25 protein-coding genes and 2 pseudogenes are annotated in these 26410 nt (G+C 72.8%); 20 read left to right on the top strand and 7 right to left on the bottom strand.

Translation table 11 applies throughout. From position 1 onward, the window contains the following. Positions 1-13: 13 nt before the first annotated feature. The gene (locus ACME2J_RS06005) at positions 14-334 is read right to left on the bottom strand and encodes a hypothetical protein (protein ID WP_495543973.1); all 321 of its coding nucleotides are present in this window, start codon (positions 332-334) and stop codon (positions 14-16) included. Here ACME2J_RS06005 and ACME2J_RS06000 point away from each other — a divergent pair. From ACME2J_RS06000 to ACME2J_RS05960, 9 genes are all read left to right on the top strand, one after another. Further along, positions 318-1289, top strand: coding sequence for a tyrosine recombinase XerC (locus ACME2J_RS06000; RefSeq protein ID WP_495543972.1), 972 nt, complete (start codon positions 318-320; stop codon positions 1287-1289). The two genes, ACME2J_RS06005 and ACME2J_RS06000, sit on opposite strands and share 17 nt — an antisense overlap. Positions 1290-1297: 8 nt before the next feature. Beyond that, positions 1298-2080, top strand: a complete 783-nt coding sequence (gene whiG, locus ACME2J_RS05995; RefSeq protein WP_495543971.1) for an RNA polymerase sigma factor WhiG — start codon at positions 1298-1300, stop codon at positions 2078-2080. 117 nt (positions 2081-2197) lie between these two features. Beyond that, positions 2198-4291: an elongation factor G gene (gene fusA, locus ACME2J_RS05990; RefSeq protein WP_495543970.1), complete on the top strand. Its 2094-nt coding sequence runs from the start codon at positions 2198-2200 to the stop codon at positions 4289-4291. Between the two features lie 51 nt (positions 4292-4342). After that, entirely contained in the window at positions 4343-5200 is an 858-nt protein-coding gene (locus ACME2J_RS05985; protein WP_495543969.1) for a hypothetical protein, read from the top strand. Positions 5201-5227: 27 nt separating this feature from the next. Continuing rightward, positions 5228-5437, top strand: coding sequence for a hypothetical protein (locus tag ACME2J_RS05980; RefSeq protein WP_495543968.1), 210 nt, complete (start codon positions 5228-5230; stop codon positions 5435-5437). Positions 5438-5441: 4 nt separating this feature from the next. Next, positions 5442-7250, top strand: coding sequence for an ABC-F family ATP-binding cassette domain-containing protein (locus tag ACME2J_RS05975; protein ID WP_495544011.1), 1809 nt, complete (start codon positions 5442-5444; stop codon positions 7248-7250). Positions 7251-7338: 88 nt separating this feature from the next. After that, positions 7339-7587: a hypothetical protein gene (locus ACME2J_RS05970; protein WP_495543967.1), complete on the top strand. Its 249-nt coding sequence runs from the start codon at positions 7339-7341 to the stop codon at positions 7585-7587. 50 nt (positions 7588-7637) lie between these two features. Next, positions 7638-7934 (top strand): hypothetical protein, encoded by a 297-nt coding sequence (locus ACME2J_RS05965; protein WP_495543966.1) that lies wholly within the window; start codon positions 7638-7640, stop codon positions 7932-7934. Between the two features lie 136 nt (positions 7935-8070). Further along, on the top strand, positions 8071-8916 hold the full coding sequence (locus ACME2J_RS05960) for a hypothetical protein (RefSeq protein WP_495543965.1): 846 nt from the start codon (positions 8071-8073) through the stop codon (positions 8914-8916). 73 nt (positions 8917-8989) lie between these two features. On the opposite strand, the pseudogene ACME2J_RS05955 reads toward ACME2J_RS05960, so the two are convergent. Both ACME2J_RS05955 and ACME2J_RS05950 read right to left on the bottom strand, forming a co-directional pair. Beyond that, positions 8990-10183 (bottom strand): annotated as a pseudogene (locus ACME2J_RS05955) (linalool dehydratase/isomerase domain-containing protein); the annotation flags it as partial. Continuing rightward, positions 10180-10743, bottom strand: a pseudogene (locus ACME2J_RS05950) (DUF8091 domain-containing protein); the annotation flags it as partial. The pseudogenes ACME2J_RS05950 and ACME2J_RS05955, both read right to left, overlap by 4 nt. A 107-nt stretch (positions 10744-10850) precedes the next feature. Here ACME2J_RS05950 and ACME2J_RS05945 point away from each other — a divergent pair. Further along, entirely contained in the window at positions 10851-11567 is a 717-nt protein-coding gene (locus tag ACME2J_RS05945) for a metal-dependent transcriptional regulator (RefSeq protein WP_495543964.1), read from the top strand. An 82-nt stretch (positions 11568-11649) separates the two neighbouring features. Here the strand turns inward: ACME2J_RS05945 and ACME2J_RS05940 are convergent, their stop codons facing one another. From ACME2J_RS05940 to ACME2J_RS05925, 4 genes are read right to left on the bottom strand one after another with little or no spacing between them, the layout of a single operon-like run. Further along, the gene (locus ACME2J_RS05940) at positions 11650-12747 is read right to left on the bottom strand and encodes an aminotransferase-like domain-containing protein (RefSeq protein ID WP_495543963.1); all 1098 of its coding nucleotides are present in this window, start codon (positions 12745-12747) and stop codon (positions 11650-11652) included. A gap of 54 nt (positions 12748-12801) precedes the next feature. Then, on the bottom strand, positions 12802-13167 hold the full coding sequence (locus ACME2J_RS05935; RefSeq protein WP_495543962.1) for a VOC family protein: 366 nt from the start codon (positions 13165-13167) through the stop codon (positions 12802-12804). Further along, the gene (locus ACME2J_RS05930) at positions 13164-13985 is read right to left on the bottom strand and encodes an MBL fold metallo-hydrolase (protein WP_495543961.1); all 822 of its coding nucleotides are present in this window, start codon (positions 13983-13985) and stop codon (positions 13164-13166) included. The genes ACME2J_RS05935 and ACME2J_RS05930 overlap by 4 nt, the downstream gene beginning before the upstream one ends. A gap of 31 nt (positions 13986-14016) precedes the next feature. Then, positions 14017-14697 carry an HAD family hydrolase gene (locus ACME2J_RS05925; RefSeq protein ID WP_495543960.1) on the bottom strand — a complete coding sequence of 227 codons (681 nt, stop codon included), beginning with the start codon at positions 14695-14697 and terminating at the stop codon, positions 14017-14019. Positions 14698-14824: 127 nt separating this feature from the next. Between ACME2J_RS05925 and sucC the strand changes: the two genes are divergently transcribed. The 10 genes from sucC (at position 14825) to ACME2J_RS05875 (ending at position 26396) form a co-directional block, all read left to right on the top strand. Then, positions 14825-15973 carry an ADP-forming succinate--CoA ligase subunit beta gene (gene sucC / locus ACME2J_RS05920; protein WP_495543959.1) on the top strand — a complete coding sequence of 383 codons (1149 nt, stop codon included), beginning with the start codon at positions 14825-14827 and terminating at the stop codon, positions 15971-15973. After that, the gene (gene sucD, locus ACME2J_RS05915; RefSeq protein ID WP_495543958.1) at positions 15973-16851 is read left to right on the top strand and encodes a succinate--CoA ligase subunit alpha; all 879 of its coding nucleotides are present in this window, start codon (positions 15973-15975) and stop codon (positions 16849-16851) included. The genes sucC and sucD overlap by 1 nt, the downstream gene beginning before the upstream one ends. Before the next feature lie 247 nt (positions 16852-17098). After that, positions 17099-17824 (top strand): serine/threonine-protein kinase, encoded by a 726-nt coding sequence (locus ACME2J_RS05910; RefSeq protein WP_495543957.1) that lies wholly within the window; start codon positions 17099-17101, stop codon positions 17822-17824. Then, a complete protein-coding gene (locus tag ACME2J_RS05905; protein WP_495543956.1) occupies positions 17814-18152 on the top strand; it encodes a hypothetical protein in 339 nt (112 codons plus the stop codon). Before ACME2J_RS05910 ends, ACME2J_RS05905 begins: the two co-directional genes overlap by 11 nt. After that, the gene (locus ACME2J_RS05900) at positions 18152-18448 is read left to right on the top strand and encodes a GspE/PulE/PilB domain-containing protein (protein WP_495543955.1); all 297 of its coding nucleotides are present in this window, start codon (positions 18152-18154) and stop codon (positions 18446-18448) included. Before ACME2J_RS05905 ends, ACME2J_RS05900 begins: the two co-directional genes overlap by 1 nt. After that, positions 18445-20844 carry a GspE/PulE/PilB domain-containing protein gene (locus ACME2J_RS05895; RefSeq protein WP_495543954.1) on the top strand — a complete coding sequence of 800 codons (2400 nt, stop codon included), beginning with the start codon at positions 18445-18447 and terminating at the stop codon, positions 20842-20844. The genes ACME2J_RS05900 and ACME2J_RS05895 overlap by 4 nt, the downstream gene beginning before the upstream one ends. Beyond that, a complete protein-coding gene (locus ACME2J_RS05890) occupies positions 20841-22541 on the top strand; it encodes a glycosyltransferase family protein (protein ID WP_495543953.1) in 1701 nt (566 codons plus the stop codon). Before ACME2J_RS05895 ends, ACME2J_RS05890 begins: the two co-directional genes overlap by 4 nt. Beyond that, positions 22538-23125: a hypothetical protein gene (locus ACME2J_RS05885; protein WP_495543952.1), complete on the top strand. Its 588-nt coding sequence runs from the start codon at positions 22538-22540 to the stop codon at positions 23123-23125. The genes ACME2J_RS05890 and ACME2J_RS05885 overlap by 4 nt, the downstream gene beginning before the upstream one ends. After that, a complete protein-coding gene (locus tag ACME2J_RS05880) occupies positions 23122-24606 on the top strand; it encodes a hypothetical protein (protein ID WP_495543951.1) in 1485 nt (494 codons plus the stop codon). Before ACME2J_RS05885 ends, ACME2J_RS05880 begins: the two co-directional genes overlap by 4 nt. After that, positions 24603-26396: a substrate-binding domain-containing protein gene (locus ACME2J_RS05875; protein ID WP_495543950.1), complete on the top strand. Its 1794-nt coding sequence runs from the start codon at positions 24603-24605 to the stop codon at positions 26394-26396. The genes ACME2J_RS05880 and ACME2J_RS05875 overlap by 4 nt, the downstream gene beginning before the upstream one ends. The last annotated feature ends 14 nt before the right edge of the window (positions 26397-26410 follow it).

Below are 26410 nucleotides of genomic sequence, written 5' to 3'. Positions count from 1 at the left end.
GGCCGCCTCGCCCTCAGAGCCCGCCGAGATCCGGGCGCGGCGTCTTCGTCGTCGTCGCCCCGTCGACCCCGATCGCGTCGACGGGAACTTCCTCCCAGCCGCGCTCGAGAAGCAGGGCATGGTGCGGGGTGTGGCGAAACACCAGCGTGCCGATGAAGATCCCCTTCTCCCTCCGCCGCATCGCCGCGTACCACATCGTCGTCGCGTCGATCGGAGCGTTGATCGGCCACCACGGACGCGGGGGATCCTCCTCCGGCGTCGCGATCCCCGCCTCGGTGAGCTGGCGCCCCGTGGCGATCTGACCGGAGTCCGTGTCGATGAAGAATCGTCCCATCGCATCCGAGGATAGAACCCCGCCGGCCCCGGACCCGCTCTGCGGCCCCGCCGACGCGCTCACGCCCGCATGGGAGGCGGCGCTGCTCCTCCTCGATCGGGACCTCCGGCGCCGAGGGTCCGCGGAGCGGACGCGGCGTGCCTACGCGATCGACGCCGCGCAGCTCGCGCGGTGGGCGCAGGCGCGCGGGGACTCCCCCGGCGACATCGACCACCGGTCGCTGCGGCACTTCGCGGCGGCGCTGAGCGAGAGCGGCGCGGCCGCGAGCACGGTCGCGCGCAAGCTCGCCGCTGTCCGCGCCCTCTATCGCTGCCTCCGCGAGCACGGCGAGGTCGCGTCGAACCCCGCGGACCTCGTGGCGAGCCCGAAGCGGCCCCGGACGCTGCCGCACGTCCTCAAGCCCGAGGAGATCGCGGCGCTCCTCGACCGCATCCCGGCCTCGACGCCTCTGGAGCTGCGCGACCGCGCGATGTTCGAGCTCGCCTACGCCAGCGGGCTGCGCGCCGAGGAGATCGTGGGGCTCGACGTCGCGAGCATCGACCACGACGCCGAGACCGTGCGGATCGAGGGCAAGGGCGGCAAGACGCGGTTCGTCCCCGCCGGCGAGCACGCGCTCGCCGCGGTCCGGCGGTACCTGGAGCGGGGGCGGCGCGCCCTCGTCGGGGCCGATCCGGCCGCCGAGGCGCTCTTCCTCTCGAAGTCGGGGCGTCGGCTGTCGACGAGCGACGTGCGACGGCGCCTGAGGGTCTGGGCGCGGCACGCCGCGGTGCAAGGCGGGGTGCATCCGCACGCGCTCCGACACTCCTTCGCGACGCACCTCCTGGACGGCGGAGCGGACCTCCGCGCGATCCAGGAGCTGCTCGGTCACGAGAGCATCAGCACGACGCAGATCTACACTCGGGTAGAGTCGGCACGGCTCAGGACGGCGTACGCCAACGCCCACCCGCGAGCCTGAGGGAATCCGTGGAGACGAACGTCAAGGCCATCGAGCTCAAGGATCTGTGGCGCCGCTACAAGCAGACGGGCGACGAGCGCGCCCGTGAGCGCCTCGTGGTCGCCTATTCGCCGCTCGTGAAGTACGTGAGCGGCCGCATGGCGTCCGGGCTGCCCGCGCACGTCGACGAGGCGGATCTCATCTCCTACGGCCTCGTCGGGCTCATCAGCGCGATCGAGCGCTTCCAGCCCGAGCGGGAGATCAAGTTCGAGACCTACGCGATCACGCGGATCAAGGGCGCGATCATCGACGAGCTCCGGACCCTCGACTGGGTCCCGCGGTCCGTCCGGGCGCGGGCACGCGAGATCGAGCGCGCGAACATGAAGCTCGAGAACCGGCTCCAGCGCGCCCCCACCGACGAGGAGATGGCCCAGGAGCTCGGGGTCTCGGTGAAGGAGTTCCAGGAGCACCTCCTCCAGATCTCGAACTCGACGATCGCCGCTCTCGACGAGCTGTGGACGGTGTCGGACGCGAGCGGCGACCAGGTCTCGCTCCTCGACACGCTGCAGGACCCCGACGCTCCCGACCCCGCGGCGGCGATGGACGCGACGGATCTCAAGGACCGCGTCGCCGACGCGATCGCGCGGCTCCCCGAGAGGGAGAAGCTCGTCATCGCGCTGTACTACTACGAGAACCTCACGCTCCGCGAGATCGGCGAGGTCCTCGGCGTCACCGAGTCGCGCGTGAGCCAGCTCCACACGAAGGCGGTCCTCCGCCTGCGGTCGCGCCTCACCGGCGAGCAGGTCGACTGACGCCGCGGCGCCGCGAGGCGTCGCCCTCCTCTCCAGCTGGACCCATGTGCGGTTTGCGACCGGGTCCGCCCTCGCATTAGTGTCGGCGGACAGTCCCGTCGAGGAGAGGAGCAGGCCATGCACCACGCTGCGGACCGCATCCGCAACGTCGCCCTTGTCGGCCACCGCGGGAGCGGCAAGACGTCGCTCACCGAGGCGCTGCTGTACGAGGCCGGCGTGACGAACCGCCTCGGCACCGTGACGGACGGGACGACGCTCTCCGACACCGACCCCGACGAGCAGGCGCGCGGGATGTCGATCAGCGCGTCCCTGCAGTCGTTCACCTGGCGGGACCGCAAGATCAACCTGCTCGACACCCCCGGCGAGCCGAGCTTCGTCGCCGACGCCCTCGGCGCGCTCCGCGTCTGCGAGTCCGCGATCTTCTGCGTCAACGGCGTCCTCGGGCCCGAGGTCTCGACCCGCCGGCTCTGGGAGCGTGCCGCCGAGCTCGATCTCGCGCGCATGCTGTGCGTGACGATGCTCGACCGCGAGCGCGCCGACTTCCTGCGCGTCCTCGAGCAGCTCAAGGAGTCCTTCGGCCCGCACGTCGTCGCGACCGAGATCCCGATCGGCGCCGAGCACGACGTCCGCGGCGTCATCGACCTCGTCGACATGAAGGCCTACGTCTACGAGGAGACCCAGCCCGGGGCGGCCTCCGAGATCCCGATCCCCGACGAGCTCGCCGATCTCGCGCAGGAGTACCGCGAGAAGCTCATGGACGAGGTCGCCGAGGTCTCCGACGTCCTCATGGAGCGCTACCTCGAGGGTGAGGAGATCGGACACGAGGAGATCGTCGCCGCCCTCAAGGAGGGGACGAACCACGGCGGCATCTTCCCCGTCGTCTGCTCGGTCGCGACCCGCAACCTCGGCTCGGACCGCCTCCTCGAGGCGATCGTCGAGGACCTCCCGTCGCCGATGAAGCACGGCGGCCTCGAGATCGACGCCGACGGCGAGCCGCTCGTCCTGCAGGCCGACGAGGAGGCCGAGCTCTTCGCGTACGTCTTCAAGACGAAGGCCGACCCGTTCGCCGGCCGCATGAACTTCCTCCGCGTCTACCAGGGGGTCCTCTCCCCGGACTCCCACGTCCTCAACACCCGCTCCCACCAGCGTGAGCGGGTCGGCCAGCTCCTCGTCTCCCGCGGCAAGGAGACCGATCACGTCGGGGAGTTCGGCCCGGGGGACATCGGCGCCGTCGCGAAGCTGAAGGACACGCGCGCGGGCGACTGGCTCGCGAGCCGCGACGAGCCGCTGCGGATGCCGAGCATCGCCCTTCCCTCGCCGGTGATGGCGTTCGCGATCTCCCCCTGCAGCAAGGGGGACGAGGAGAAGATGGCGAGCGCGATCCGCCGCCTGCAGGAGGAGGACCCGACCATCGACCTCCATCGCGACCCGCAGACGGGCGAGGAGATCGTCGCGGGCCTCACGCAGATCCACGTCGAGGTCATCGTCGACCGCCTCAAGGAGCGCTTCGGCGTCGAGGTCGCGCTCCAGCCTCCGCGCGTCCCGTACCAGGAGACGATCCGGCGGCCCGCGGCCGCGCACGGGCGCCACAAGAAGCAGACCGGCGGACGCGGGCAGTTCGGTGACTGCCACATCAAGGTCGAGCCGCTCGCCGAGAGCGAGCCCGGCTACCCGTTCGAGTTCGTCGACGAGATCAAGGGCGGCGTCATCCCCTCGGGATTCATCCCGGCGGTCGAGAAGGGGTGCCGCGACGCCCTCGCGCACGGCCCGGTCGCCGGCTTCCCCGTGAAGGGCGTGCGCGTCCGCCTCCACGACGGCAGCTACCACACGGTCGACTCCTCCGAGCAGGCGTTCCGGACCGCGGGCTCGATCGCGATGAAGGAGGCGCTCGCCGAGGCGAAGGCCGTCCTCCTCGAGCCTGTGATGGATGTCACGCTGTCCGTCCCCGACGACTCCGTCGGCGACGTCATCGGCGATCTCAACAGCCGGCGCGGCCGTCCCCAGGGGATGGAGCCGAAGGGCGGCATGACCGAGATCAAGGCCGAGGTGCCGATGGCCGAGATGCTCACGTACGCCCCGGATCTGCGGTCCCTCACCGGCGGGCAGGGCGAGTTCTCGATGGACTTCCTGCGCTACGAGGAGCTGCCGGCCCAGCTCGCCGGGCGAGTCATCGCGGGCCTCGAGGCCGAGGACGCGGCGATCCGCACCTAGTCGCCCGAGCGGCCGAGGACGGCGCTGCGCGGTGCTACCCTCGGTCGCCGCGTGACCAGGAAGTCGATCTCCACATCTCACGTCCCGGTCGCCTGCACGATCTGCGGGAGGACCCTGCTGCGCGGTGAGACCGCCGACGTGTTCCTCCACGGAGGGTCCCGCCGGTCCGTCTGCGAGCTGTGCGTCGGCCGCGCCGTCCACGAGGGCTGGATCCGCGAGGGGATCGACGGCGAGCTGAGCCGGCCCCCGCGGGAGGGCTCCGCCCGCGGGCTCCTCACGCGCCTGCGGACGCGGCGCGAGGGCCTCAACACGCGCCGGCCGCGCGAGGATCCGCCCATGGCTCCGCCGCCCGAGGTGGTCTTCCCCGAGGACGAGTGGGAGTACGAGCCCGCTCAGCCCGAGCCGGCCCCCGAGCCCGTCGCCGAACACGAGCCTGTCGCCGGGCACGAGCCGCCCCCGGCGCCGGAGCCCGTCGAGATCGTCCCTCCGCAGGCCGTCGTCGCCGCAGGCCCCGTCGCGGAGCCGGCCGACGCGTTCGCCGAGGCCTTCCAGCAGCAGACGCCCCGCAACGTCCACGCCGTCCCCACGAACGCGGGCCTCAAGGTGTCCCGCGCTCTCGAGGTCTTCAACGCCTCCCAGCATCCGCGCACGGTCGCGGGCGTCGCGCGCTCGCTCGGCGCCCCGATGGTGAGCGCGCTGCCGTCGCTCACCGAGGGCAGCATCGTGACGATCGTCGTCGCCTGGGAGCTGAGCTGGTACCGGTACGAGATCGACCTCGGCGACGAGGCCGCCGGTGTGCGCCTCATCGGCCAGGGCGCCGAGCTCGAGGAGCTCGAGGAACGAGAGCGCGAGGCCAACGCCGTCGCGGACGAGGCGGGGCGGTTGCATCCCGCCGCCGACGTCGCGTAGGGTCGCGTCGAAGATGGAGACCGCCGGATGATCTACTGCGTCGTTCCCGAGGCTCTGGCCGGGGAGCTGCTCGACAAGCTCGAGGCCTACTACGCCGACGATCCCGACGTCAAGGTGATCGTCGACCGGCGCAAGAGCGAGCGGCGTGCCCCGGGCAGCGAGCCGCCGGAGGGCGAGCAGAGGACGGTCCGCGACCGCCGACGCCCGCGCGTCCCCGGCGAGTTCCCGTCGGTCTGATCCTCTGAGCGCCGCCCGCAACCTCGTCAACCTCAAGGCCGTCGCGAAGTCCTACGGGGCCCGCTCGGTCCTCGACGACGTCACGCTCGGCATCGCGGCGGGCGATCGCATCGGCGTCGTCGGCCGCAACGGCGACGGCAAGTCGACGCTCGTGCGGCTCATCGCCGGCGCCGAGGAGCCCGACGCGGGCCAGGTGACGCGGACCGGCGGGGTCGAGCTCGCGCTCCTCGGCCAGTCGGACGACCTCGGCGAGGCGCGGTCGATCCGTGAGGTCCTCGTCGGCGGCCGGGCGGAGCACGAGTGGGCGGGGGACGCGCGGTTCCGCAGCGTCCTCGACGGGCTCCTCGGCGGCGTGACGCTCAGTCGCTTCCCCTCGGGGCTCGACACCCCCGTCGGACCCCTCTCGGGCGGTGAGCGGCGGCGCATCGCGCTCGCCCGCGCGCTCATCGACGACCCCGAGCTGCTCCTCCTCGACGAGCCGACGAACCACCTCGACGTCGAGGGCGTCGACTGGCTCGCGCGCTTCCTCGCCGGTCGCCGGGGGACGCTCGTCGTCATCACGCACGATCGCTGGTTCCTCGACGCGGTCTGCACCCACACGTGGGAGGTCGAGGCGGGCGGCGTCCACCAGTACGAGGGCGGGTACGCCGCGTACGTCCTCGCGCGCGCCGAGCGCGACCGTCAGGAGGCGGCCCGCGAGACGAGACGGCAGCAGCTCCTGCGCAAGGAGCTCGCGTGGCTGCGGCGCGGACCGCCTGCGCGGACGTCGAAGCCGAAGTTCCGCATCGAGGCCGCGACCGCGCTCATCGAGGGTGAGCCGGAGCCGCGCGATCGCGCCGAGCTCCTGCGGTTCTCCGCCGCGAGGCTCGGGAAGAAGGTCGTCGAGGCCGTCGACGTCTCCGTCGCCTACGGCCGCGAGGTCGTGCTCCGCGACGTCACATGGCGTCTCGGCCCCGGCGACCGGGTCGCGCTCGTCGGCGTCAACGGCGCGGGGAAGACGACGCTCGTGAAGCTCCTCGCGGGCGAGCTCGAGCCGACCGCGGGCCACGTCGAGCGCGGCGAGACCGTGAAGATCGCCCACCTCTCGCAGGACACGGCGGAGGTGCCCGCCCATCTCCGCGTGCTCGAGTCGCTCGAGGCCGTCGGCGGCCGCCAGACGCTCGCCGACGGCTCGGAGCTCACGCCGGGCGTCCTCTGCGAGCGGTTCGGCTTCCGCGGCGAGCGCGCGCGCACGCTCGTCGGCGACCTCTCGGGCGGCGAGCGCCGTCGCCTGCAGCTCATGCGCCTCCTCATGGAGGGGCCGAACGTCCTCTTCCTCGACGAGCCGACCAACGACCTCGACACGGACACGCTCACGGCGCTCGAGGATCTCCTCGACGCCTGGCCCGGAACGCTCGTCGTCGTCAGCCACGACCGCTACTTCGTCGAGCGCGTGTGCGACGACGTGTGGGCGGTGCTCGGCACGGGCGGCATCCGCCATCTCCCCGGTGGGATCGAGGAGTACGTCCGGCGGCGCCGCGAGGCGGCCGACGCCGCTCCGAGCACCCGGGGCACGTCGAGCGGCCGCTCCGAGCCGGCTGCCGGCCCTCCGCCTGGTGCCGTCCTCAAGGCGGCGCGCAAGGAGGTGCAGCGGACCGAGCGGGAGCTCGCGAAGCTGGAGGACAGGGAGGCCGCGCTGCACGAGGCGATGGCCGCCGCCGCGACGGACCACGAGCGCCTGCGCGAGCTCGAGGGCGAGCTCGGAGCCCTGCGGTCGCTCCGCGAGGACCTCGAGGCGGCCTGGCTCGAGGCCTCCGAGGCCCTGGAGGGGTGATCCGCGGCCCCCGACTCCTCCTTCGGGGGGGCCGTACCCCTCCGAAGCGGGACGCGCCCGCCCGCCCGCCTCGATACAACTCCGGCCCGTGAGCGCCACCACGATCGAGACGACGACGCCGGCGGGAGACGCTCCGAGCGCGTCCTGGACGCCCGTCCGCTTCTTCCTCAGCACCGAGCGCGACCATGCGGAGCGCTTCGCCGACCGCCTGCGCGCCAAGGAGGACGCCTGCGTGCGCGTCGTGCCGTGCGCCGGTCGCGGGCTCCGGGTCGAGGTCGGCGAGGACGAGCGCCGGGCCTCCCGCCCCGTCGAGCGCGAGCGGCGTCAGGCCGCCTGAGGCGGGCTGGGCCGCGTCGGGCGCGAGGATCGCGCCCCACGTCTGGACGAGTGGCCGATCGCCGTCGGCCACCCGTCATCGACCCGTGGCGGGACGCCGATGCGGAGAACGTGCCCTTCCGGCCGGTCCGCTTCTTCCGACCCACCGAGCGCGACTACGCGGAGCGCTTCGCGCAGCGCCTGCGGTCGGCCGGCTCCTCGCCGGTCCGCATCATCCGCTGCGCGGGCCGCGGGCTGCGCATCGACGTCGGCGAGGACGAGCGTCGCGCCGACGTCCCGGTCCCGCGCGACCGCCGGGCCTCCCGGCCGGGCCCCTCGCGGGACACGCATCCCGACGGCCCGGCCTGAGCGGCGGCGGCCGCGTCCGCCGGCCGGCGTGCGTTCGCCGGGCCGTCGGCGCCGGCGGTGAGGCTGCGGGTCAGCCGCAGGCGGCTGCGGTCCGATCCCGACGACGCCGCGTCGCCGGAAGGCCAAAGTGCGGCCCGTGCATCGGATCAGCGCCGCCACGGTCATCACCGGGGCGATCATCGCCGCGTTCGCCGGCTGCTCGGACGGCCCCGGTGGGACGGCCGGCGCCTCGTCGTCGGACCGGATCGCCTTCACCCGCCTCGCGAGCTCGAGCAGCGCGGTCGCGACGATCGATCCTGCGACGGGCCGCGTGCGGACCCTCGCCGGCGGCGCCGGCCGCTTCGACGGCGAGCCCGCGTGGTCGCCCGACGCCCGGCGGATCGCGTTCGCGCGGTCGACGGACGGACGCCGGCACCTGCGGATCCACGTCATGCGCTCCGACGGAAGCGGCGTGCGCCGCATCACCGCCGGCCGCTTCGACGACCGACCGGCGTGGTCGCCCGACGGCCGCTGGATCGCCTTCCAGTCCACGGCGGGCATCCGGCTCGTGCGCCCCGACGGGACGGGAGGCCGCCGGCTCCCCGGCAGCGGGGAGGGGGACGCCCGCCCCGCGTGGGCCCCCGACGGCCGGATCTCGTACACGACGGGCGGCGAGACCACCCAGCGCGTCGTCGTGCAGCGGGTCGACGGCAGCGCCCGCCGGATCCTCGCGCGGGGGTGGTCCTCCGACTGGTCCCCCGACGGGCGCACGATCGCGTTGACCGGACCCGATGGCGGCGTCTTCACGGTGCCCGCGAGCGGAGGCACGCCGCGTCGGCTCGCACGTGGCTACGAGCCGTCCTGGTCGCCCGACGGAGGTCGGCTCGCGTACACCCGCTGGGGCTCCGGCGACCGCATGGAGCTCTGGACCATCCGCCGCGACGGCACCGGAGCGCGGCGCCTGCGCCGCGACGCGGAAGCGCCGGACTGGCGGCCGCGCTGAGGCGGAGCGTCGCCGCCCGAGCGTCTCGCCCCGGCGGGCGCCCCGTCGCTCCTCGCGAGCGGCTGGGCGTCGGTCAGCTCGGGGTGACGGCGACCTCGAGACGGTCGTCGAGATCGACCTCGACGACGGCGCTCCCGTCGGCGTCGGCGACGACGTCGCCGACGGTCGCGCCCCGCACCGCGTAGCTGCCGCGCGGACGGAGGCCTTCGAGCCCGAGACGCCTTCGTCCCGGCTCCTCGCCGGGGCGCAGGACGAGGCGCAGGTCCCGCCCGTCGCTCGTGGCCTGCGCGACGAGGACGTCCGGGTAGGGAGCGTCGGCGAGGACCGGCGTCGCCGCGGGCGCCGCCTCCGAGCGGACGAGATCGTGGAAGGCGCCGGGGGCGGAGAACCGCGCCATCGCCATGGTGAGGTTGTGCTTCACCGAGCAGGCATGGGCGACCTCGCCGCCCTCCCGCCGGAGCGGGACGCGCGCCTCCATCGATGCCAGCGCCGCACGGGCGACCTCGAGGTCGCCCATCTCCGTCGCGGCGAGCATGACGCCCGCGAGGCCGCCGGCCGGCGAGCGCGTGTAGTTGCCGTCGTCGATGCCGTCGTAGGGTCCGCCCGAGAGCTCGAGGAGCCCGTCGCGGACGTCGATGACCTCGTGGCGGAGGATCGCCCACGAGCGCTCCGCGACGTCCGGAGCGACGCCGTGGGCGAAGTAGGCGGTGGCGGCGTCGAGGAACGTGAGCATGAGCGTGGGGATGCGGAACCCGGCGAGGCCGTTGCGGATCGGCACGAGCCGCCCGTCCGGCGCCGTGAACTCCTCGTCGAGCGTGCGCAGCCAGCGCTCCCGGTGGGCCTCCTCCAGCTCGGTGCCGTGGACGCGATCGGCGAGCGTGAGGGTGGTCATCCCCATCGTGTTGCAGACGCTGAAGTTCCAGTGCGGCTCGCACGGGAAGAACCCGAGGCGCTGCGAGGAGAAGTTGCGCGCGACCGTCTCGGCGAGCGAACGGTGGTCGTAGACGTACTCGCGTCGCTCGTCCCACCGGAAGCGCAGCGAGCCGGGCTGGTCGTGCACGAGGTCCCCCGAGACGCGTGCGTACATCCCGAGCATGACGCCGAGGAACCCCGAGAACATGATGTTGTCGCGGCGGACGGGGTCGGGGCACGAGTCGAGGTTGCCGAGCAGGTTCTCGAGCCTCCAGTACTCCCAGACGCGCCGGTCCTGCATCTTCGCGATGGCGAGGCGCTGCCCCTCGGAGACGTAGCCGCGGAACGCCGGCGTCCGCGTCCTCTGCGGATGTGGTCCTCGCGCAGGAGGAGCACCTCGATCGCGAGGTTCGGATGGGTCACGAGCGCCGGGAACGCGACGAGCTCGTGGAACACCTCGACGACCGTGCCGCGCTTCGGGGAGCGCCGGGCGCCGATCACCTCGCCGTGACCGTCGACGCGGACGATGCGCCGCTCGGCCGCGACCGGGTGCACGACGCGGACGCGGTGCTCGTCGAGCAGCGCGTCGAGCTTGGGGCCGAGAGCGCCGAACCCGCGCGTCTGGATCTCGAGGAGCTCGCCGTCGGCGCGGACGAGGTCGACGACGAACCTCCCGACGGGCACCTCGAGACGGTCGCCCGGCCTCGCGAGCGTCGTCTTGAGCGCGGCGTGGAGCGGGCCCTCCCGCAGGACGCCGATCGGGCTCAGCGACCCTCCTGCAAGCGGACGAGGAGGAGCACGGCGGGAGGGCGGCTGTCCACGTCCGGGATCCTGCCAGGCCGCGGGGTCGGGTCGCCGTCGGAGCGCCCCGCCGCGCGTCGGGCGGCACCGATTCCCGCTCGGCGCGCCCTCCACCCTCGCTGCTGCGCCGACCTTCGGCGACGGGGCTCGCACCTGTCGGCGCCGTGGCGCGCGTGCATTCGCGCCTCCGGCCGCGCGCGGGCGGACGGTACGATCACCGCATGACCACGCCGCACGCGACCGTCGCCGAGGAGGAGTACCTCCAGACCCTGTTCTGGCTCCACGAGGTCGGGCTCCCGATGACCGGCGCCAACGTCGCCCGGGCGATGCAGCTCTCCGCCCCGACCGTGCACGAGATGGTCGGCCGCCTCGAGCGCGACGGGTACATCGAGCGCGGCCCCGACAAGGTGATCCACTTCACCGACACCGGTCGCGAGCACGCCGAGGGCATCGTCTCGCGCCACCGCCTCATCGAGCGCTACCTCACGGACGTCGTCGGCGTGCCGTGGGACGACGTCCACGAGGAGGCCGAGCGCCTCGAGCACGCGATGAGCCCGCGGTTCGAGGCGTACATGCGACGGGCCATCGGTGACGCGACGACGTGTCCCCACGGGCACCCGATCGAGGTCGGCTCGCGCGTCGACGCCGTCCCGCTCTCCGACGTCGAGATCGGCGCGATCGTCGAGGTCGTCCGCTTCGAGAACGAGGCCGAGGACCTCCTCCACTACCTCAAGGGCTCGGGGCTCGAGCCCGGCCTCAAGGGCGTCCTCGCCGACCGCGACGACGAGATGGTCCTCGTCGAGGCCGAGGACGGGAAGCGCTGCGTCGTCACCCCGTCCGTCGCCGAGACGGTGAGCGTCGTCGCGAAGCCGAGCCCGCCGCCGCGCACCGCCCTCCCCGACCAGCTCGTCCTCGCGAAGGACCGCTGGGGGATGTGACGCCGCCCCACGCCCGCGGCCGAACCGGATTCCTGCGGCGCCATGGCGCCGCAGGAATCCGGTTCGGCGCAGCGGTGCGGGGTCAGAGGCTGCGGTAGGCCTCGGCGAGGCGGCGGATGCCCTCGTCGATCTGGTCCGCCGTCACGCCCGAGTAGGCGAGCCGCAGGGTGTTCTCGCCGCCCTCCATGAGGAAGTCCGTCCCGCGGACGAAGGTCACCCCGCGATCCTGCGCGGCGGCGAAGAGCGCGGCGACGTCGGTGCCGTCGGGCAGCTCGACCCACATGAAGTACCCGCCGTCCGGGGGCACGTAGGAGGCCTCGGGAAGCTCCCGCTTGAGCGCCGCGTCGAGGAGGTCGACCCGCTCGGCGAGCGCCTTCTTCACGGTCTCGATCGAGCGGTCGAGCCCGCCGTTGACGCAGAACTTGTGGACGATCGACTGCGCGACCTGGTTCGGCGCGATGTACGTGTTCGTCGCGCGCTTCGCGATCCGGGCGATGATCTCCGCGGGACCGACGAGGTAGCCCGTGCGGATCCCGGGGCAGACGGTCTTCGAGAACGACGAGGCGTAGACGACGTGCGTCGCCTCGGCGTTGCCGTCGAGCTCGAGCATCGTCGGGAGCTGCTCGCCGCGGAACCGGATCGCGACGTACGGGTCGTCCTCGAAGACCGTGAACGAGTGCTCGTCGGCGAGCTCGAGCAGCCGGCGGCGCTTGTCGAGCGAGAGCGTGTACCCGGCGGGGTTCTGGAAGTTCGGGATGATGTGGGCGAGCGTCGGTCGCACGCCCGAGCCGAGCAGCTCGGCGAGCTCCTCCGTGTCGATCCCGTCGGCCTGCAGCGACACCATCTGCACGTCGGCGCCGCGGCCCTGCAGGGAGAGGAGCGTGCGGTCGTACGTCGGCTTCTCGACGACGACCGGCTTGCCGGACTCGACGAGCTCGTCGAAGAGGAACGCGTCGGCCTGCATCGACCCGTTCGTCACGAGGACGTTCTCGGGCTGCACGCCGTGACGCTCGGCGATCCACTCGCGGAGCGGGACGTAGCCGACCGACGTGCCGTACGCGGTCGTCCCGGCGGGGTCGTCGGTGAAGGCCTGCGCCGCGGCCTCCTTGAGGCCGTCGACGTCGACGATGTCGAGCGACGGGGCGCCGCGGGCGAACGAGATCATGTCGGCGGGAGGCATCCCGGGAAATCTACGCGGCCCGGCGCGCGGGCGGACGTCAGGTCCGCGTCGCCCTCACGCGGTCGCCGGAGGCGGGGCGGCCATGAGCTCGACCACGTGCCCGCAGGGCGACGTCGTCTTCGCGCGGCGCGCCCCCCAGAGGGCGCGTCGCTCGTCCACCGGCGCCCCGGCCGACTCCAGGGCGGCGCACGTCCCGGCGAAGTCCTCGACGACCACCGCGACGTGCCCCCGCGCCGGCGGCAGCGACGGGTCGTCCTCGGCGAGGAGGTGGATCTGCGTGCCGGAGCGCTCGACCCAGCGCGTCCGTGTCGCACCGACCGCCTCGGGGGGCGCGACCTCGGTGAACCCGAGGCGGCCCCAGAACGCGACCTCCGCGTCGAGCACCGCCGGTGAGACCTCGAGCGCGACGTGCTGGATCATGCGGCCTCCCCCTCGACGAGCGCCGCGTTGCGCGCGTGGATCTCCTTCTGCGCGGCGCCGCGCCGGGCGAGCGGGAGCGGCGCGTCGGCGCCGCGCTCGGCGAGCGCGGCGAGATAGGCGTCGTCCTCGCGGAGGATCGCGGCGGCCCGGCCGGGATCGAGGACCGCGCCGTGTCCGGGCACGACGTGCGCCGCGCGCTCGACGAGCGGGGCGAGCCGGGCGAGCGTCGCCCGGTACGCCGCGATGCCGCCGGCCCCCTCCCCGAGCATGGGGATCTCACAGGGCGAGAGGAAGTCCCCGCAGACGAGGACGCCGGTCCACGGCGCCCAGATCGCCATGCCGTCGACGACGTGCCCCTCGGTCGGGTGCAGCTCGGCCTCGTGGCCTCCGACGCCGAGGTGACCGGGCACGGGAAGCGCCTGGACGTCGCCGAGCTGGAGCGGCCGCGCGCGCTCGACGTAGTGCTCGTCGTCGAACTCGCGCAGCTCACGGGCCGCGGCGCCCGGCTCGGCGCGCAGCCGGGCCGCCGTCGTCTCGGCGCAGCCGACGGGGGCGCCGGGGAAGGCGAGCCGCCCGAGCAGGTGGTCCCAGTCCCCGTGGGTGACGAGGAGGCCCGTGAACGGGAAGCGCGCCTGCTCGAGGAGCGTCGGGAGCAGGTCGAGCTCCTGCGGGAAGACCGGGGAGTCGATGACGAACGCCTCGACGGGGCCGTCCGGGTCGGCGTCGTCGGCCGGCCCTCCGCGTAGGACGACGCAGTTCGTCTGCCACGCCGCCGAGGTCGCGACGAGGACGTCCTCGTGGAGGCTGACGACGCGCACGACGGGACGGCGGGGACGGCGCGGCGGACGCTCAGGCGCCGAGGAGCTTCGCGGCCTCGAGGAGCGTCTTCACCTCGGCCGTCGGCTTCTTCTGCCCGCTCTCGAGCTCCTCCTTGCTGCGGTTGACCCAGATGACCGGGATCTTCGCCTTCACGCAGGGCTCGACGTCGTGGTAGTGGCTCGAGGTGACGTGGACCCAGCCCTTCTTGCCCCCGATCCGGCGCGCGAACTCGGTGAAGTGCGCGGCGTCCGGCTTGTAGGAGCGGACCTGCTGGGCGGTGACGACGAGGTCGAAGTCGCCGGGGATGTGTCGGCGGGTCTGACCCAGGAGCTTGTCGTCGACGTTCGCGATGAGACCGGTCTGGAAGGTCTTGCGGAACTTGTTGATCTGCGCCGGGGTCTCCTTGAACGGCTTCCAGCGCTCGACGCTGTCCGGGAGGAAGCCCGCGCGGGAGGGCTCGAGCGGCCACCCGATGCGCTTCGCGATCTCGACGGCGGTCCGGCGCAGGACCTCCGCGTACAGCTCGTAGGAGCCGCCCTCGACCTCGCGCGAGACCTCGTGGAAGAGCGAGACGATCTCCTCCTGGGAGTCGATCGTGAAGCCGTCCCTCGCCGCTTCCTTGCGGAACGCGTCGTAGATCCCCTTCTCCCAGTCGATGAGGGTCCCGTAGACGTCGAAGGTGACCCACTGGACTTTGGAAGGCAGAGGCATAGGGGCGGCATTCTGCCATTTCAGGCCGTCATCACGCCGTCCCGCGGCGCCCCGCCCGACCGGTGGGACGTCACCCGCGCGGGCGGAGGTCCCCGCGCGAAGGCGGGTGGTAGCGTCCCCGCCCGCTATGGACCTCCTCGAATATCAGGGCAAGCAGCTCTTCGGTCGCCACGGGCTCGTCGTCTCGGACGGCAAGGCCGTGACGACCGTCGATGACGCTGTCGCCGCCGCGAACGAGATCGGCTATCCGGTCGTCGTGAAGGCGCAGGTGCTCATCGGCGGCCGCGGCAAGGCGGGCGGCGTGAAGCTCGCCGCCGACGAGGCCGAGGCGCGTGAGCACGCGACGAACATCCTCGGGCTCGACATCAAGGGCCACATCGTCCGCACGCTGTGGATCGAGCACGCCTCGGACATCGCCGACGAGTACTACGCGTCGGTCCTCCTCGACCGCTCGGCCAAGAAGCCGCTCGTGATGTTCAGCGTCGAGGGCGGCGTCGACATCGAGCAGGTCGCGGAGGAGACGCCCGAGAAGCTCGTCAAGCGCAACGTCGACCCCCTCGTCGGGCTCACGCGGGAGGAGGCGCTCGACATCGCGAAGGCCGGCGGGGCCGCCGACGACGTCGTCGAGGGCGTCGCCGACGCGCTCGTCGCCCTCTACGAGGTCTGGATCGAGGAGGACGCGAGCCTCACCGAGATCAACCCGCTCATCGTCACGCCCGACCGCGAGGTGAAGGCGCTCGACGCGAAGGTGACCCTCGACGGCAACGCGCTCTTCCGCCACCCGGAGAACGCCGACCTCGGCGACAGCGCGAACGCCGACCCGATCGAGCTGAAGGCGAAGGAGCAGGACGTCACCTACGTCAAGCTCGACGGCGACATCGGGATCATGGGCAACGGCGCCGGTCTCGTCATGTCGACGCTCGACGTCGTGAAGGGCGCCGGCGGCGAGCCCGCGAACTTCCTCGACGCGGGCGGCGGCTCGGACGCCGAGAAGGTGAAGCAGGCGATCGAGCTCATCCTCTCCAACGAGAACGTGAAGGCCGTCCTGCTCAACATCTTCGGCGGCATCACGCGCTGCGACGAGGTCGCGAAGGGCCTCGTCGCCGCGTTCGGCGACCTCCAGCCGAAAGTCCCGTTCGTCGTCCGCCTCGACGGCACGAACGACGTCGAGGGACGCAAGATCGTGGAGGAGGCGGCGCTGCCCAACGTGCACGCCGCGAAGACGATGGACGGGGCGGCCGAGCAGGTCGTCGCGCTCGCGAAGGAGAACGCCTGATGTCCATCCTGGTCGGGAACGACACGAAGCTCGCGGTCGCGGGCATCACGGGCCGCGAGGGCTCGTTCCACACGCTCAACAACCGCAACTACGGGACGAACGTCGTCGGCGGCGTCAACCCGAAGAAGGCGGGTGAGAACGTCGAGGGCATCCCGGTGTTCGCGAACTGGGAGGACACCGTCAAGGAGTCCGGGGCGAACACGGCGATGATCTTCGTCCCGCCGCCGTTCGCCGCCCAGTCGGCGCTCGAGGCGGCGCAGGCGGGCGTCGAGCTCGTCGTCATCATCACCGAGGGCATCCCCGCCCACGACGAGCTCAAGCTCTACAACACGGTCAAGCGCGACCACCCGAGCACCCGGGTCGTCGGCCCGAACTGCCCGGGCATCCTCTCGCCGGGCAAGGCCAACGTGGGCATCATCCCGGCCGCCTTCTTCAAGGAGGGCAACGTCGGCGTCGTCTCGCGCTCCGGCACGCTCACCTACCAGATCGGCAACGAGCTGGCCCAGGCCGGCTTCGGCAACTCCTCGATCGTCGGCATCGGCGGGGACCCCGTCCCCGGCTCCTCGTTCGTCGACATCATCGAGCTGTTCGAGAAGGACGACCAGACCGACCTCATCGTCATGTCCGGCGAGATCGGCGGGTCCGCCGAGGAGGAGGCCGCCGAGTACGTGAAGGAGAACGTCTCGAAGCCGGTCGTCGGCTACATCGCCGGCTTCACGGCGCCCCCGGGCAAGCAGATGGGCCACGCCGGCGCGATCGTGTCCGGCTCGGCCGGCACGGCGCAGGCGAAGGCCGAGGCGATGGAGGCCGTCGGCATCCGCGTCGGCCGCACGCCGACCCAGGTCGCGGAGATCGCGATCGAGATCCTGCGCGGCTAGCCGCCGTCGCCACGCCGCCTTCCGAGGGGCCGTCCCGCGTCGCGGGGCGGCCCTTCGTCGTGTCGGCGCCCGTGGCCACCCGGGACGGATGACGCAGACGCGGGTCGGCCGAACGGCCGACCGGAGGACTGCGACCGCTCTCGTTCGGCGAGCGCCCCTCCTTCCCCCGACCGGTCGGACATCGTGCGAACGGGATCCTCCGATCGCACGATGATCGGAATGCGCCTCCGCTCGCAGAATCGTCGCCGTGACTGCGCCAGGCCGGAAGGACGACGAGATGCACGGAGCCGACATCAGCGCGGCGCTCGCCGATCTCGAGCGCAAGCTCGACGAGCTCGAGCGCGAGATCGCGACGGCCGGCGACGAGCGGAGCCCCAGCGAGCCGCAGGAGACGGAGATCCCGGAGGCGGTGGCGCCGGCGCGGGCGCAGACGGCGCCCGACGCGCGGCACGAGGCGGATCCCGGCGCCCCCGTGGACCTCGGGGAGCTCGAGGCGTTCCGCGACCGCATCGAGGACACGATGCTCGGCCTGCTCGCCGGCTACGACCGGATGCTGCGCGCGGTCCGCGCGACGGGCATCGCCCCGGCCGGGACGACCCCATCGTCGCGCCCGCCGGTCGCGGTCGACGTGGCGGCGGGCGGATCGCCGCTGCTCCGCGGATCCTCGCTCCCGCTCCCCCTCGGCGCCGGCGAGGACCCGGCGGTGCAGGGGACCGTCACGCTCGACGCGGGGCCGTTCCTCGACATCGCGTCCCTCGGCCGCTTCGAGCAGGCCCTCCGGAGCCTGCCCGACGTCAGCGACGTCGACGTGAAGGGGTTCGAGGGACACCGCGCCATCCTTGGCGTCGACCTCGCGGGTCCCGTCGCGATCGCCGGAGAGATGCGGCGCGTCGCCGGCCTCCCCGTCGCGGTGCGCCGCGAGGGTGCCGTCCTCGTCGTCGACGTCGAGGGGATCCCCGCTCATGTCGCCTGAGACGAGAACCCGCTCGCAGCCGCTCGCGGTCCTCGGGATCATCCTCATCGCGCTCGCCGGGTTCGCGGTGTTCTTCCTCTCGTTCCTCGTCGCGCCGCTCGCGGTCCTCGCGATCTTCACGATCGCCTTCGCGCTCTCCGACAAGTCGAAGGACCAGGGCGCGCCGCAGGCGCCGGGGTCGGTCGGCGACGCCCGTCCGCCGCACGAGGCGACGGGCATGAGCCGCGCGCGCCTCGACCGCGAGGCCGAGCACCGCCGCGCGGAGATCGCGCGCCAGGACGAGGATCGGGCCGCCGCGGTGCGTGCGGCCGCCAGGAGGGAGCAGTGATGCACCCCGCGGTCGGCATCGCGCTCGCGCACGACCTCCCGTACACCGGGCTGCGCGACTTCACCGTGGACCCGCGCCTCTGGCACTACGTGCCGGTCGGCCTCGCGCTGCGCGAGCGCATCGTCCCGCTCACGCTCATCGGGGACGAGCTGAAGATCGCGTGCGGGCGCCCGGACCCCGACCTCTCCGCCCTCGCGACCCACTTCCCGCGGCTGCGGATCGGGCTCGTCATCGCGCCTCAGGAGGAGGTCGAGGGTCTCCTCGCGGAGCTCGGCGACCGAGAGGAGACGTCATGAGCGCCCCTCAGCCCCCGAGCGGCGCGGGCCGCCGCTTCTACCGGCAGCTCGCGGCCCACGCCGGGCTCGGCTTCGTCACGCTCGACCCCGCCGACGCCGACTCGCCGGATCACCAGACCGTCAACCCGCTCGCCGCGAGGATGCTCTCCGAGCAGATCTGCCGGCACTTCACGATCCTGCCGGTGAGCTACACGTCGGGCGTCGTGACGCTCGCGACGGCGACGCCCGCCGACGACGTCGCCCGCGACGTCGCCCGATCGCTCACCGGGCGCGAGGTCCGCTTCGTCGTCGCCCCGGAGGAGGAGCTGCTCGACGCGATCGACGAGGTGTTCGCCGACTGGCCGGCGGGGTTCGGGCCCAGCACGGCGGAGACGGCCGGCTGGGCGGACCGAGGCAACGGCGGGCCGGAGGGCGAGACGACGAACGGCCGCGTCACCGACCCCGCGTTCCCGACCCGGCTCGGAGACTTCCTCGTCGCCCGCGGCATCGCGGAGGACGAGGAGATCGCGGCGGCGCTCGAGGAGCAGCGCCGGACCGGGAGCCGTCTCGGCGAGGTGCTCGTCCACAACGGGGTCGTGAGCGAGCAGGAGCTCGTCGCGCTCCTCTCGGAGCTCTTCCAGCTCCCGCTCGTCGACCTCTCCGACTACGAGCCCGACCCCGCCGCGCTCGAGATCATCCCCGAGCCCCTCGCGCGACATCTGCGCGCGGTGCCGATCGCCGTCGACGAGACGACGCTCTACCTCGCGATCTCCGACGTGCTCGACGACGACACCGTCGCGGCGCTGAGGGAGCACACGAACCTCCGGCTTCGCGGCTTCCTCGCCACGAGGAACTCGATCGACGAGCTGCTCCAGCGCATCAACGGCGAGGAGTACGTGACCGTCGCGCGGTCCGACCTCCAGGAGCGGTTCCCCGAGGAGTCCGCGGACCGGGTGTTCTCGGGCGGCCAGAAGGGCGTTCTCGCGCTCCTCGCCCTCGTCATCGTCGGCTTCCTGCTCGTCGACGCGGTGACGACGCTCATCGTCCTCATCGGCCTCGCGTCCCTGTTCTACCTCGCGACGTCGCTCTACAAGTTCGTCCTCACGTACAACGCGCTCGGTCACACCTACGAGATCGAGGTGACGCCCGAGGAGATCGCGGGTCTCGACGAGCGCGAGCTGCCGATCTACACGCTCCTCGTCCCCCTCTACCGCGAGGCGAACGTCCTCCCGCGCCTCGTCGCCGGCATCGAGGGGCTCGACTACCCGAAGACGAAGCTCGACGTCCGGCTCCTCTGCGAGGAGGACGACGAGGAGACGGTGGCGGCGATCCGCGAGATGCACCTCCCGCCGCACTACAAGCTCGTCGTGGTCCCGGACGCGCAGCCGAAGACGAAGCCGAAGGCGTGCAACTACGGCCTTCTCCAGGCCGACGGCGAGTACGTCGTCATCTACGACGCCGAGGACCGGCCGGACCCCGACCAGCTCAAGAAGATCGTCGTCGCGTTCTCGAAGGCCGACGCGAAGGTCACCTGCATCCAGGCGAAGCTCAACTACTTCAACGCGGACCAGAACATCCTCACGCGCTGGTTCACCACCGAGTACTCGATGTGGTTCGACCTCCTCCTCCCGGGACTCGACGCCCAGGACGTGCCGATCCCCCTCGGAGGCACCTCGAACCACTTCGTCACCGACCGGCTGATCGCGCTCGCCGCCTGGGACCCGTTCAACGTCACCGAGGACGCCGACCTCGGCATCCGGCTGCACAAGGCGGGCTACAAGACCGCGATCATCGACTCGACGACGTACGAGGAGGCGAACTCCGACCTCGCCAACTGGATCCGCCAGCGGTCCCGCTGGATCAAGGGCTACATCCAGACCTACCTCGTCCACATGCGGCATCCGGCCACGCTGATGCGCCAGGTCGGCCTCAAGAGCTTCATCAGCTTCCAGCTCGTCGTCGGCGGGACGTTCATCTTCCTGCTCAACCCGATCTTCTGGCTCCTCACGACCCTCTTCTTCTTCACCGAGGCGGGCTTCATCCAGGAGCTGTTCCCGAGCTTCGTCTTCTACGGCGCGGCGTTCATGCTCTTCGTCGGGAACTTCATCTTCATGTACCTGAACGTCGCCGGCTCGGTGCAGCGCGGGTACTTCGACCTCGCGAAGTGGGCGCTCCTCTCGCCGCTCTACTGGGGTCTCATGTCGATCGCCGGGTGGAAGGGATTCCTCCAGCTCTTCTACCGGCCCTTCTACTGGGAGAAGACCGTGCACGGCCTCGACAACGGGCATCCGGGGGCTCACGAGCTCCCGCGCGCCGCGGCGCCCTCGACCACCACCACGTCGGCCGCCGTCGCGCCGCCCGCGGAGACCGCGCCACCCACGGAACCCGCGCCGCCCGCGGGAGGAGTCCGCCGATGAGCACGGTCGTCGAACCGCCCCCTCCCCGGTCGACCGAGGCCGGCGGCCACCGCGTCGGCACCCGGCTCGACACCAACGGCGTCGGCGCCCACACGCCGATGCCGAGCCGGTTCGCCGCCGCCGCCCTGTTCGTCGTCCTCGCCGTCACGTACTTCGCGATCGGCTACCAGACCGTCATCGAGCAGCACGTCGTCGTCTTCGACGCGCTCGACCGGCTGACGCGGGCCTACCTCGTCTGGCACAACGATCCGCCGAAGCTCGCGGCGATCGGGTTCCTCTTCCCGCCGCTGACGACGATGGTCTACCTGCCGCTCGCGCTCGTGAAGCCGGTGGCGACATCGCTCGTGGCGCTGCCGCTCATGAGCGCGGCCTTCGCCGCCGCGACCGTCGTCGTCCTCGACCGCACGCTCGCGCGCTGCGAGATGAACGTCGGCCTGCGGCTCCCGCTCCTCGCCCTCTTCGCCTTCAACCCGTTCTGGGTCTTCTACGCGGGCAACGGGATGAGCGAGGCGGTCTACGCGTTCTTCCTCGCCCTCACCCTCTACTCCGTCGTCTCCTGGTACGTGACGACCGAGCCGCGATTCCTCATCGGGGCGGGCTTCGGGCTCGCCTTCCTCGTCCTCTCCCGGTACGCGTTCATCGGCTGGGCGCTGCTCATCGCGATCCTCGTCGGCGTCGCGCTCGCCCGCCGCCGCGCCTCCGGCGCGGAGATCGAGGGCTCGATCATCGCCTACGCCGCGCCGATCGTCTACGTGCTCTCCCTCTGGATCCTCTTCAACTGGCTCATCGTCGGCGAGCCGCTGGAGTGGCTCACCGACACGGCGACGTCGCAGCAGGCGGCGAACGCCAGCGGCGTCGAGACGGCGAGCGACCTCTCCTTCGGCGACGTGACGAGCCGGCTCCTCGAGCTCACCCTCGCGATCGCGCCGCTCGCGTTCGTCGTCGTGCCCGCGCTGGTGTTCGCCGCCGCGGCCCGCCGCAACGACATGGCGGTCTGGCTCGCGCTGTTCACCCTGCTCGGCGCCGCCACCCTCGGCGCCCATGCCCTCATCGAGGACGAGCCGGCGTTCCTCACCCTCCGCGACGGCATGCCGATCGTCATCACGGCCTTCGTCGGTGCGGCCTGGGTCTACCGCATGTTCGAGACGGGGCGGACGCTCATCTGGGCCGGGACGGCGCTCGTCCTGCTCATCGGCCTCTTCACGGCCTGGAACGGGATGAAGGACTACCCGTACCAGTCGCTCGAGCAGGCGTGGACCCGGGCGATCGAGAGCGGCGACGACCAGGAGGGGACGTCCTCGCGGGGCGGCTACACGGTCGGCATCGAGTCCGAGCTGCAGATGGCGAACTTCATCGACGAGAACGTCACCGAGCCGGGGAGCATCCTCACCGACAACGCGCAGACCTTCGCGGTCATCCTCCTCAACGGCAAGCCCGAGCTCTTCTTCGACCGCGTCGACGAGGGCGACTCGGCGTTCCTCGACGTCCGCGACGACCCGTGGGGCGAGGTCCGCTACTTCCTCACGACGGCGGGCGACAACCAGTCCGACCTCATCCGCGACGAGTACCCCGCCCTCGCGAGCGGGACGGTCCCCGGCTTCACGGTCGTCTCGCGGACCGACCGCTACGTCCTCTCGCGGGTCGCACCGCGAGAGCCCGCCGCAGCCGCCCCGACGCAGGAGGACGAGACGCCATGACGATGCCCGGCGACACCGGCGGGACGCGCGAAGACGGAGGCGAGATCGTGCTCGTCGTCCAGGAGCGCGTCGACGCGATCCTCCGCGAGGCCGAGGATCGCGCCTCGGCCCGCGCGGCCGAGATCGAGGACGACGCCGCGCGGCGGGCGACCGAGGTCGTCGCCGACGCGGAGGAGGAGGCCGCGAGGCTGCGCGCGGAGGCGACCGCGGAGGTCGAGGCCTATCTCGCGAAGAGCCGGGACCGCGTCGACGCGTTCGCACGCGCGAGGGTCGAGCGGCTCGAGCAGATCGCCGCGGCGATCACCGAGCACGCGGCGGACCTCGACGAGCGGCTCGCGCGCGCGATCTCGGTGAAGGACCAGCTCGACGAGCTCGTCGCGGCGCTCGGCGCCGCGGCCGAGGCGGCCGCCTCGGAAGGGGCCGCCCCGGCGATCGACATGCCGCGCCTCGGGCCGGCGCCCGAGGTGACCGGCGAGGAGTCGGCAGGCGACCGGGAGGAGGACCCGCTCGGCGTCCCCCCTTCGCTGCGGGGGCACGTCGCCGAGCCGCTGTCGCTGGAGCGGGACGCGGAGGGCGACGGATGAGGGCCCTGCGCATCGTCGCCGTCCTCGCGGCGCTCGGGCTGGCGCTGTTCGCCTGGGGCTGCGACGACGACTCCTCGGAGGAGACGGCCACGACGACCACGACGGAGACGGCGTCGGCGTCCGCGTCGGCGACGACGAGGACGCGGACGACGTCCCCTCACGACGCGGGAGGCCAGAAGCTCGCCTCCGGGCCGGGCTCGCCCACGGTCGCGTCGGGCCGGACCGCGGAGGACGGCGAGACCGTCGAGGGCGCGCCGGCCGGCGGAGCCGCCGCCGCGGGCGTCTCGTCCTCGGACGGCGTCTTCCGCCCCTTCGCGGCCGACTCTCCGTGGAACACGCTCGTGAGCGGCGACCCGGTCGACCGGCGGTCGGACCGCTGGATCGAGGAGGCGCAGATCCGGCGCGGCGTCGTCGAGGAGGCGGGCCGGGAGCCGCGCGTCGAGCCGCGGCGCATCACGGCCGGCCTCTACATCAACACCCGGAGCTGGACGGTCCCCGTCGTCGACGGGCGCGGCGGCGTGCGCACGCGCGTCGTCTGCCGGCAGCTCGCCCCGTACTGCGGCGACGGCGCGCGCGTCGACGAGCTCGTCGTCCCGCCGGATGCCCAGCCGGATCCCGGCTACGACGGCTGGCTCACCGTGCTCGACCGCGACGAGCGCGTCGCCTACGACCTCTGGCGCGCGCGCCGCGGGGGCGACCGCAACGTCATCAGCTACCAGTTCATGCGCCGCTGGTATCTCGACGGCCCCGGCTTCCAGGAGCCCGACAGCGTGTCCGCCCGCGGTTCCGGCCTCCCGCTCTTCGCCGGCCTCATCGGCCCCGAGGAGATCCGCGCGGGCCGCATCGAGCACGCGCTCGCGCTCTCGCTCCCGGGCCCGTCGCAGCGCAACTACGTCCAGCCCGCGTCCTCGACCGACGGCGTCGGCCGGCTCGTCTCCATCCCGGAGGGGGCGCGGGTCCGGCTCAAGGACTCGGTGACGTTCGACTCGCTGCAGCGCCGGCGCGACCCTCGCTGCGAGGACCCGGCCTACGGCGTCGTCTTCCTCGACGACGGCGAGATCGACCGCTCACGGCGCGACGACCTCTGCAAGACCTACCGCTACCCGCAGAGGACGAACGAGCGCGCGACGCGCGCGATCATCACCGCGCTGAAGCGCTACGGCGCGATCGTCGTCGACCGCGCGAGGGTCCCGACGCTCTACGCGCAGCAGAACGTCGACTGGTCGGCGCCGCTGCGCGGGGACGACGGCGAGCTCCTCGGCGCCGACAGCGAGCCGCTCACCCGCCAGGAGCGCGAAGCGACGGGCTTCGTCGCGACGCCGCTGCTGCGCGGCAACGAGGTCGAGGGCCTGCGGGTGTCCGACTTCGAGGTCGTGCAGGTTCGCGGCGAGATCCTCAAGTTCCCGTCGCTCGAGACCGTCGAGACCCGCCGGGCCGTCGTGGCCCGCAGCGCCTCGCCGACGACCGGAGGCGCCCGATGAAGCTCCGACCTCCCGCGGCCGCCGCCGCGCCCCTGGCCCTCCTCGTCGCCCTGCTGGCGACGGGGTGCGGGGTCGAGAAGAGCGAGGCCCCGCCTCCGAGCAGGACACCCGTTCCCGCCTCGAGCACAGCGGCCTCCGAGGACCCCGAGGCCGTCGCCGAGCGCATGGAGCTCCTCCAGGCGAGGCTCCCGACGCGGCCGGCCGACACGGTCGCGATCGACACGATCGGCGACGGCTCGCTCGTCCGCGGGAACACCGCGGGCCTTCGGACGGACGCCCGCGTGGAGCTCGTCTCCTCGACCGAGGAGCGGGCGTACGAGCGGCTCTGCCGCGGCCAGGTCGACGCGATCGAGGTGACGACCGTGCCCTCGCAGGAGGTCGTCGAGGCGTGCCGCAGCCGCGGTCTCGTCATCGTCGAGCCGCTTCAGCTCGCCTCGGACGCGATCGTCCTCGCGACGAAGAACGCCAGCGACGTCGGCGGGGACTGCATCACCGTCGCGCAGGCGAACGCCCTGTACCGGGCGGGCTCGAGCTTCACGAACTGGTCCCAGCTCGGCTTCGACGACCTGCCGATCCGGCCCGCCGGCCGCGAGGAGGGATCGGCGACCTTCGAGGCCTTCGGGCGGATCGTCCTCAACCGCGCGAACCCCACGCTCGCGGACGTCCGGTCCGACTACATCGCGCGGACGAGCGACCCGCGCCTGCGGCGCGAGGTGACGAACCGGACGCGCCGGGAAGAGGCCCTCGCCCGCGTGCGGCGGTACCGCGAGCGGCTCGTCGAGCGCACGCTCGCCGCACGCCGGCGCGCGATCAACGCCGCCGAGGCGCGTGCGGACCGGCGGGTGCTCGCGCTCATCGCGAAGGAGAACGCGCGCAACCGCAAGCTGCAGATCACCGTGGACGCCGCGGCGCTCGCCGAGCGCAACCGCCTTCGGGTCGAGCGCGCGAAGCGCCGCGCGCGCGACCGTGCGAACGCCGCGTACGACCGCCGGATCGACGCGCTCGTCCGGCGCTACCGCGCGGAGCAGCTCGAGAAGGCCGATCGGCCCGGAGCGGTCGGGACGTTCCGCTTCAGCTACTACGAGCTGTTCGAGGAGCAGCTCCGCCCGCTCGAGATCGACTTCGGCGTCCCGGCGACGCGCAGCGGGCAGCCCGTCCGCTTCGGCGATCTGCGGCCGGCCGACCAGCGGCGACTCGCCCGCGAGGTCCTCGCGAACAGCGAGCAGACACGGGAGGGCGAGGCGAGGGGAGCCGAGGCGGGGACGGTCTCCGGCATCGACCCGGAGACGCCGCTCACCGGCATCGAGAGCCTCCCGGCGACCGACGCCGAGGGCAACCGCATCTACTCCGGTCCGGGCTGCGTCTTCCCGGCGCAGACGACGATCACGACCGGCGTCTACCCGCTGACGCGGCGGTTCTTCGTCATCACGACCGATCGCGCGCTGCGTCGCGCCGCCGTCGTCGACGTCCTCGACCAGCTCCTCCAGGAGTCGCGGACGATCGCGACGGAGGGCCGGCTCGTCCCGATCACCGACCAGCAGCTGTCGGATGCGCTCACGACCATCCGCGGCGAGCGGCCCGAGGCCGACGAGGTCGTCGGCACCGAGCAGGAGAGCCTGCCGCCGACGACGACCGCCGAGGACGGGTCGGTCGAGGCCGAGATCGAGGCCGAGGAGCGCGAGGCGGAGGCGGACAGCGGAGTGCGCGAGACGCCGACGACGCCCACGACCCCGCCGCGCGTCGGCGAGGACTCCGGCATCCCGGGCGTGTCGGCGCGTGGCGACGGCTGAGCGCGGACCCGCGC

The organism is Paraconexibacter sp. (assembly GCF_059438195.1).
Note: the sequence above shows the minus strand (reverse complement) of the source record. Positions and strands in the feature narration are given on the sequence as shown.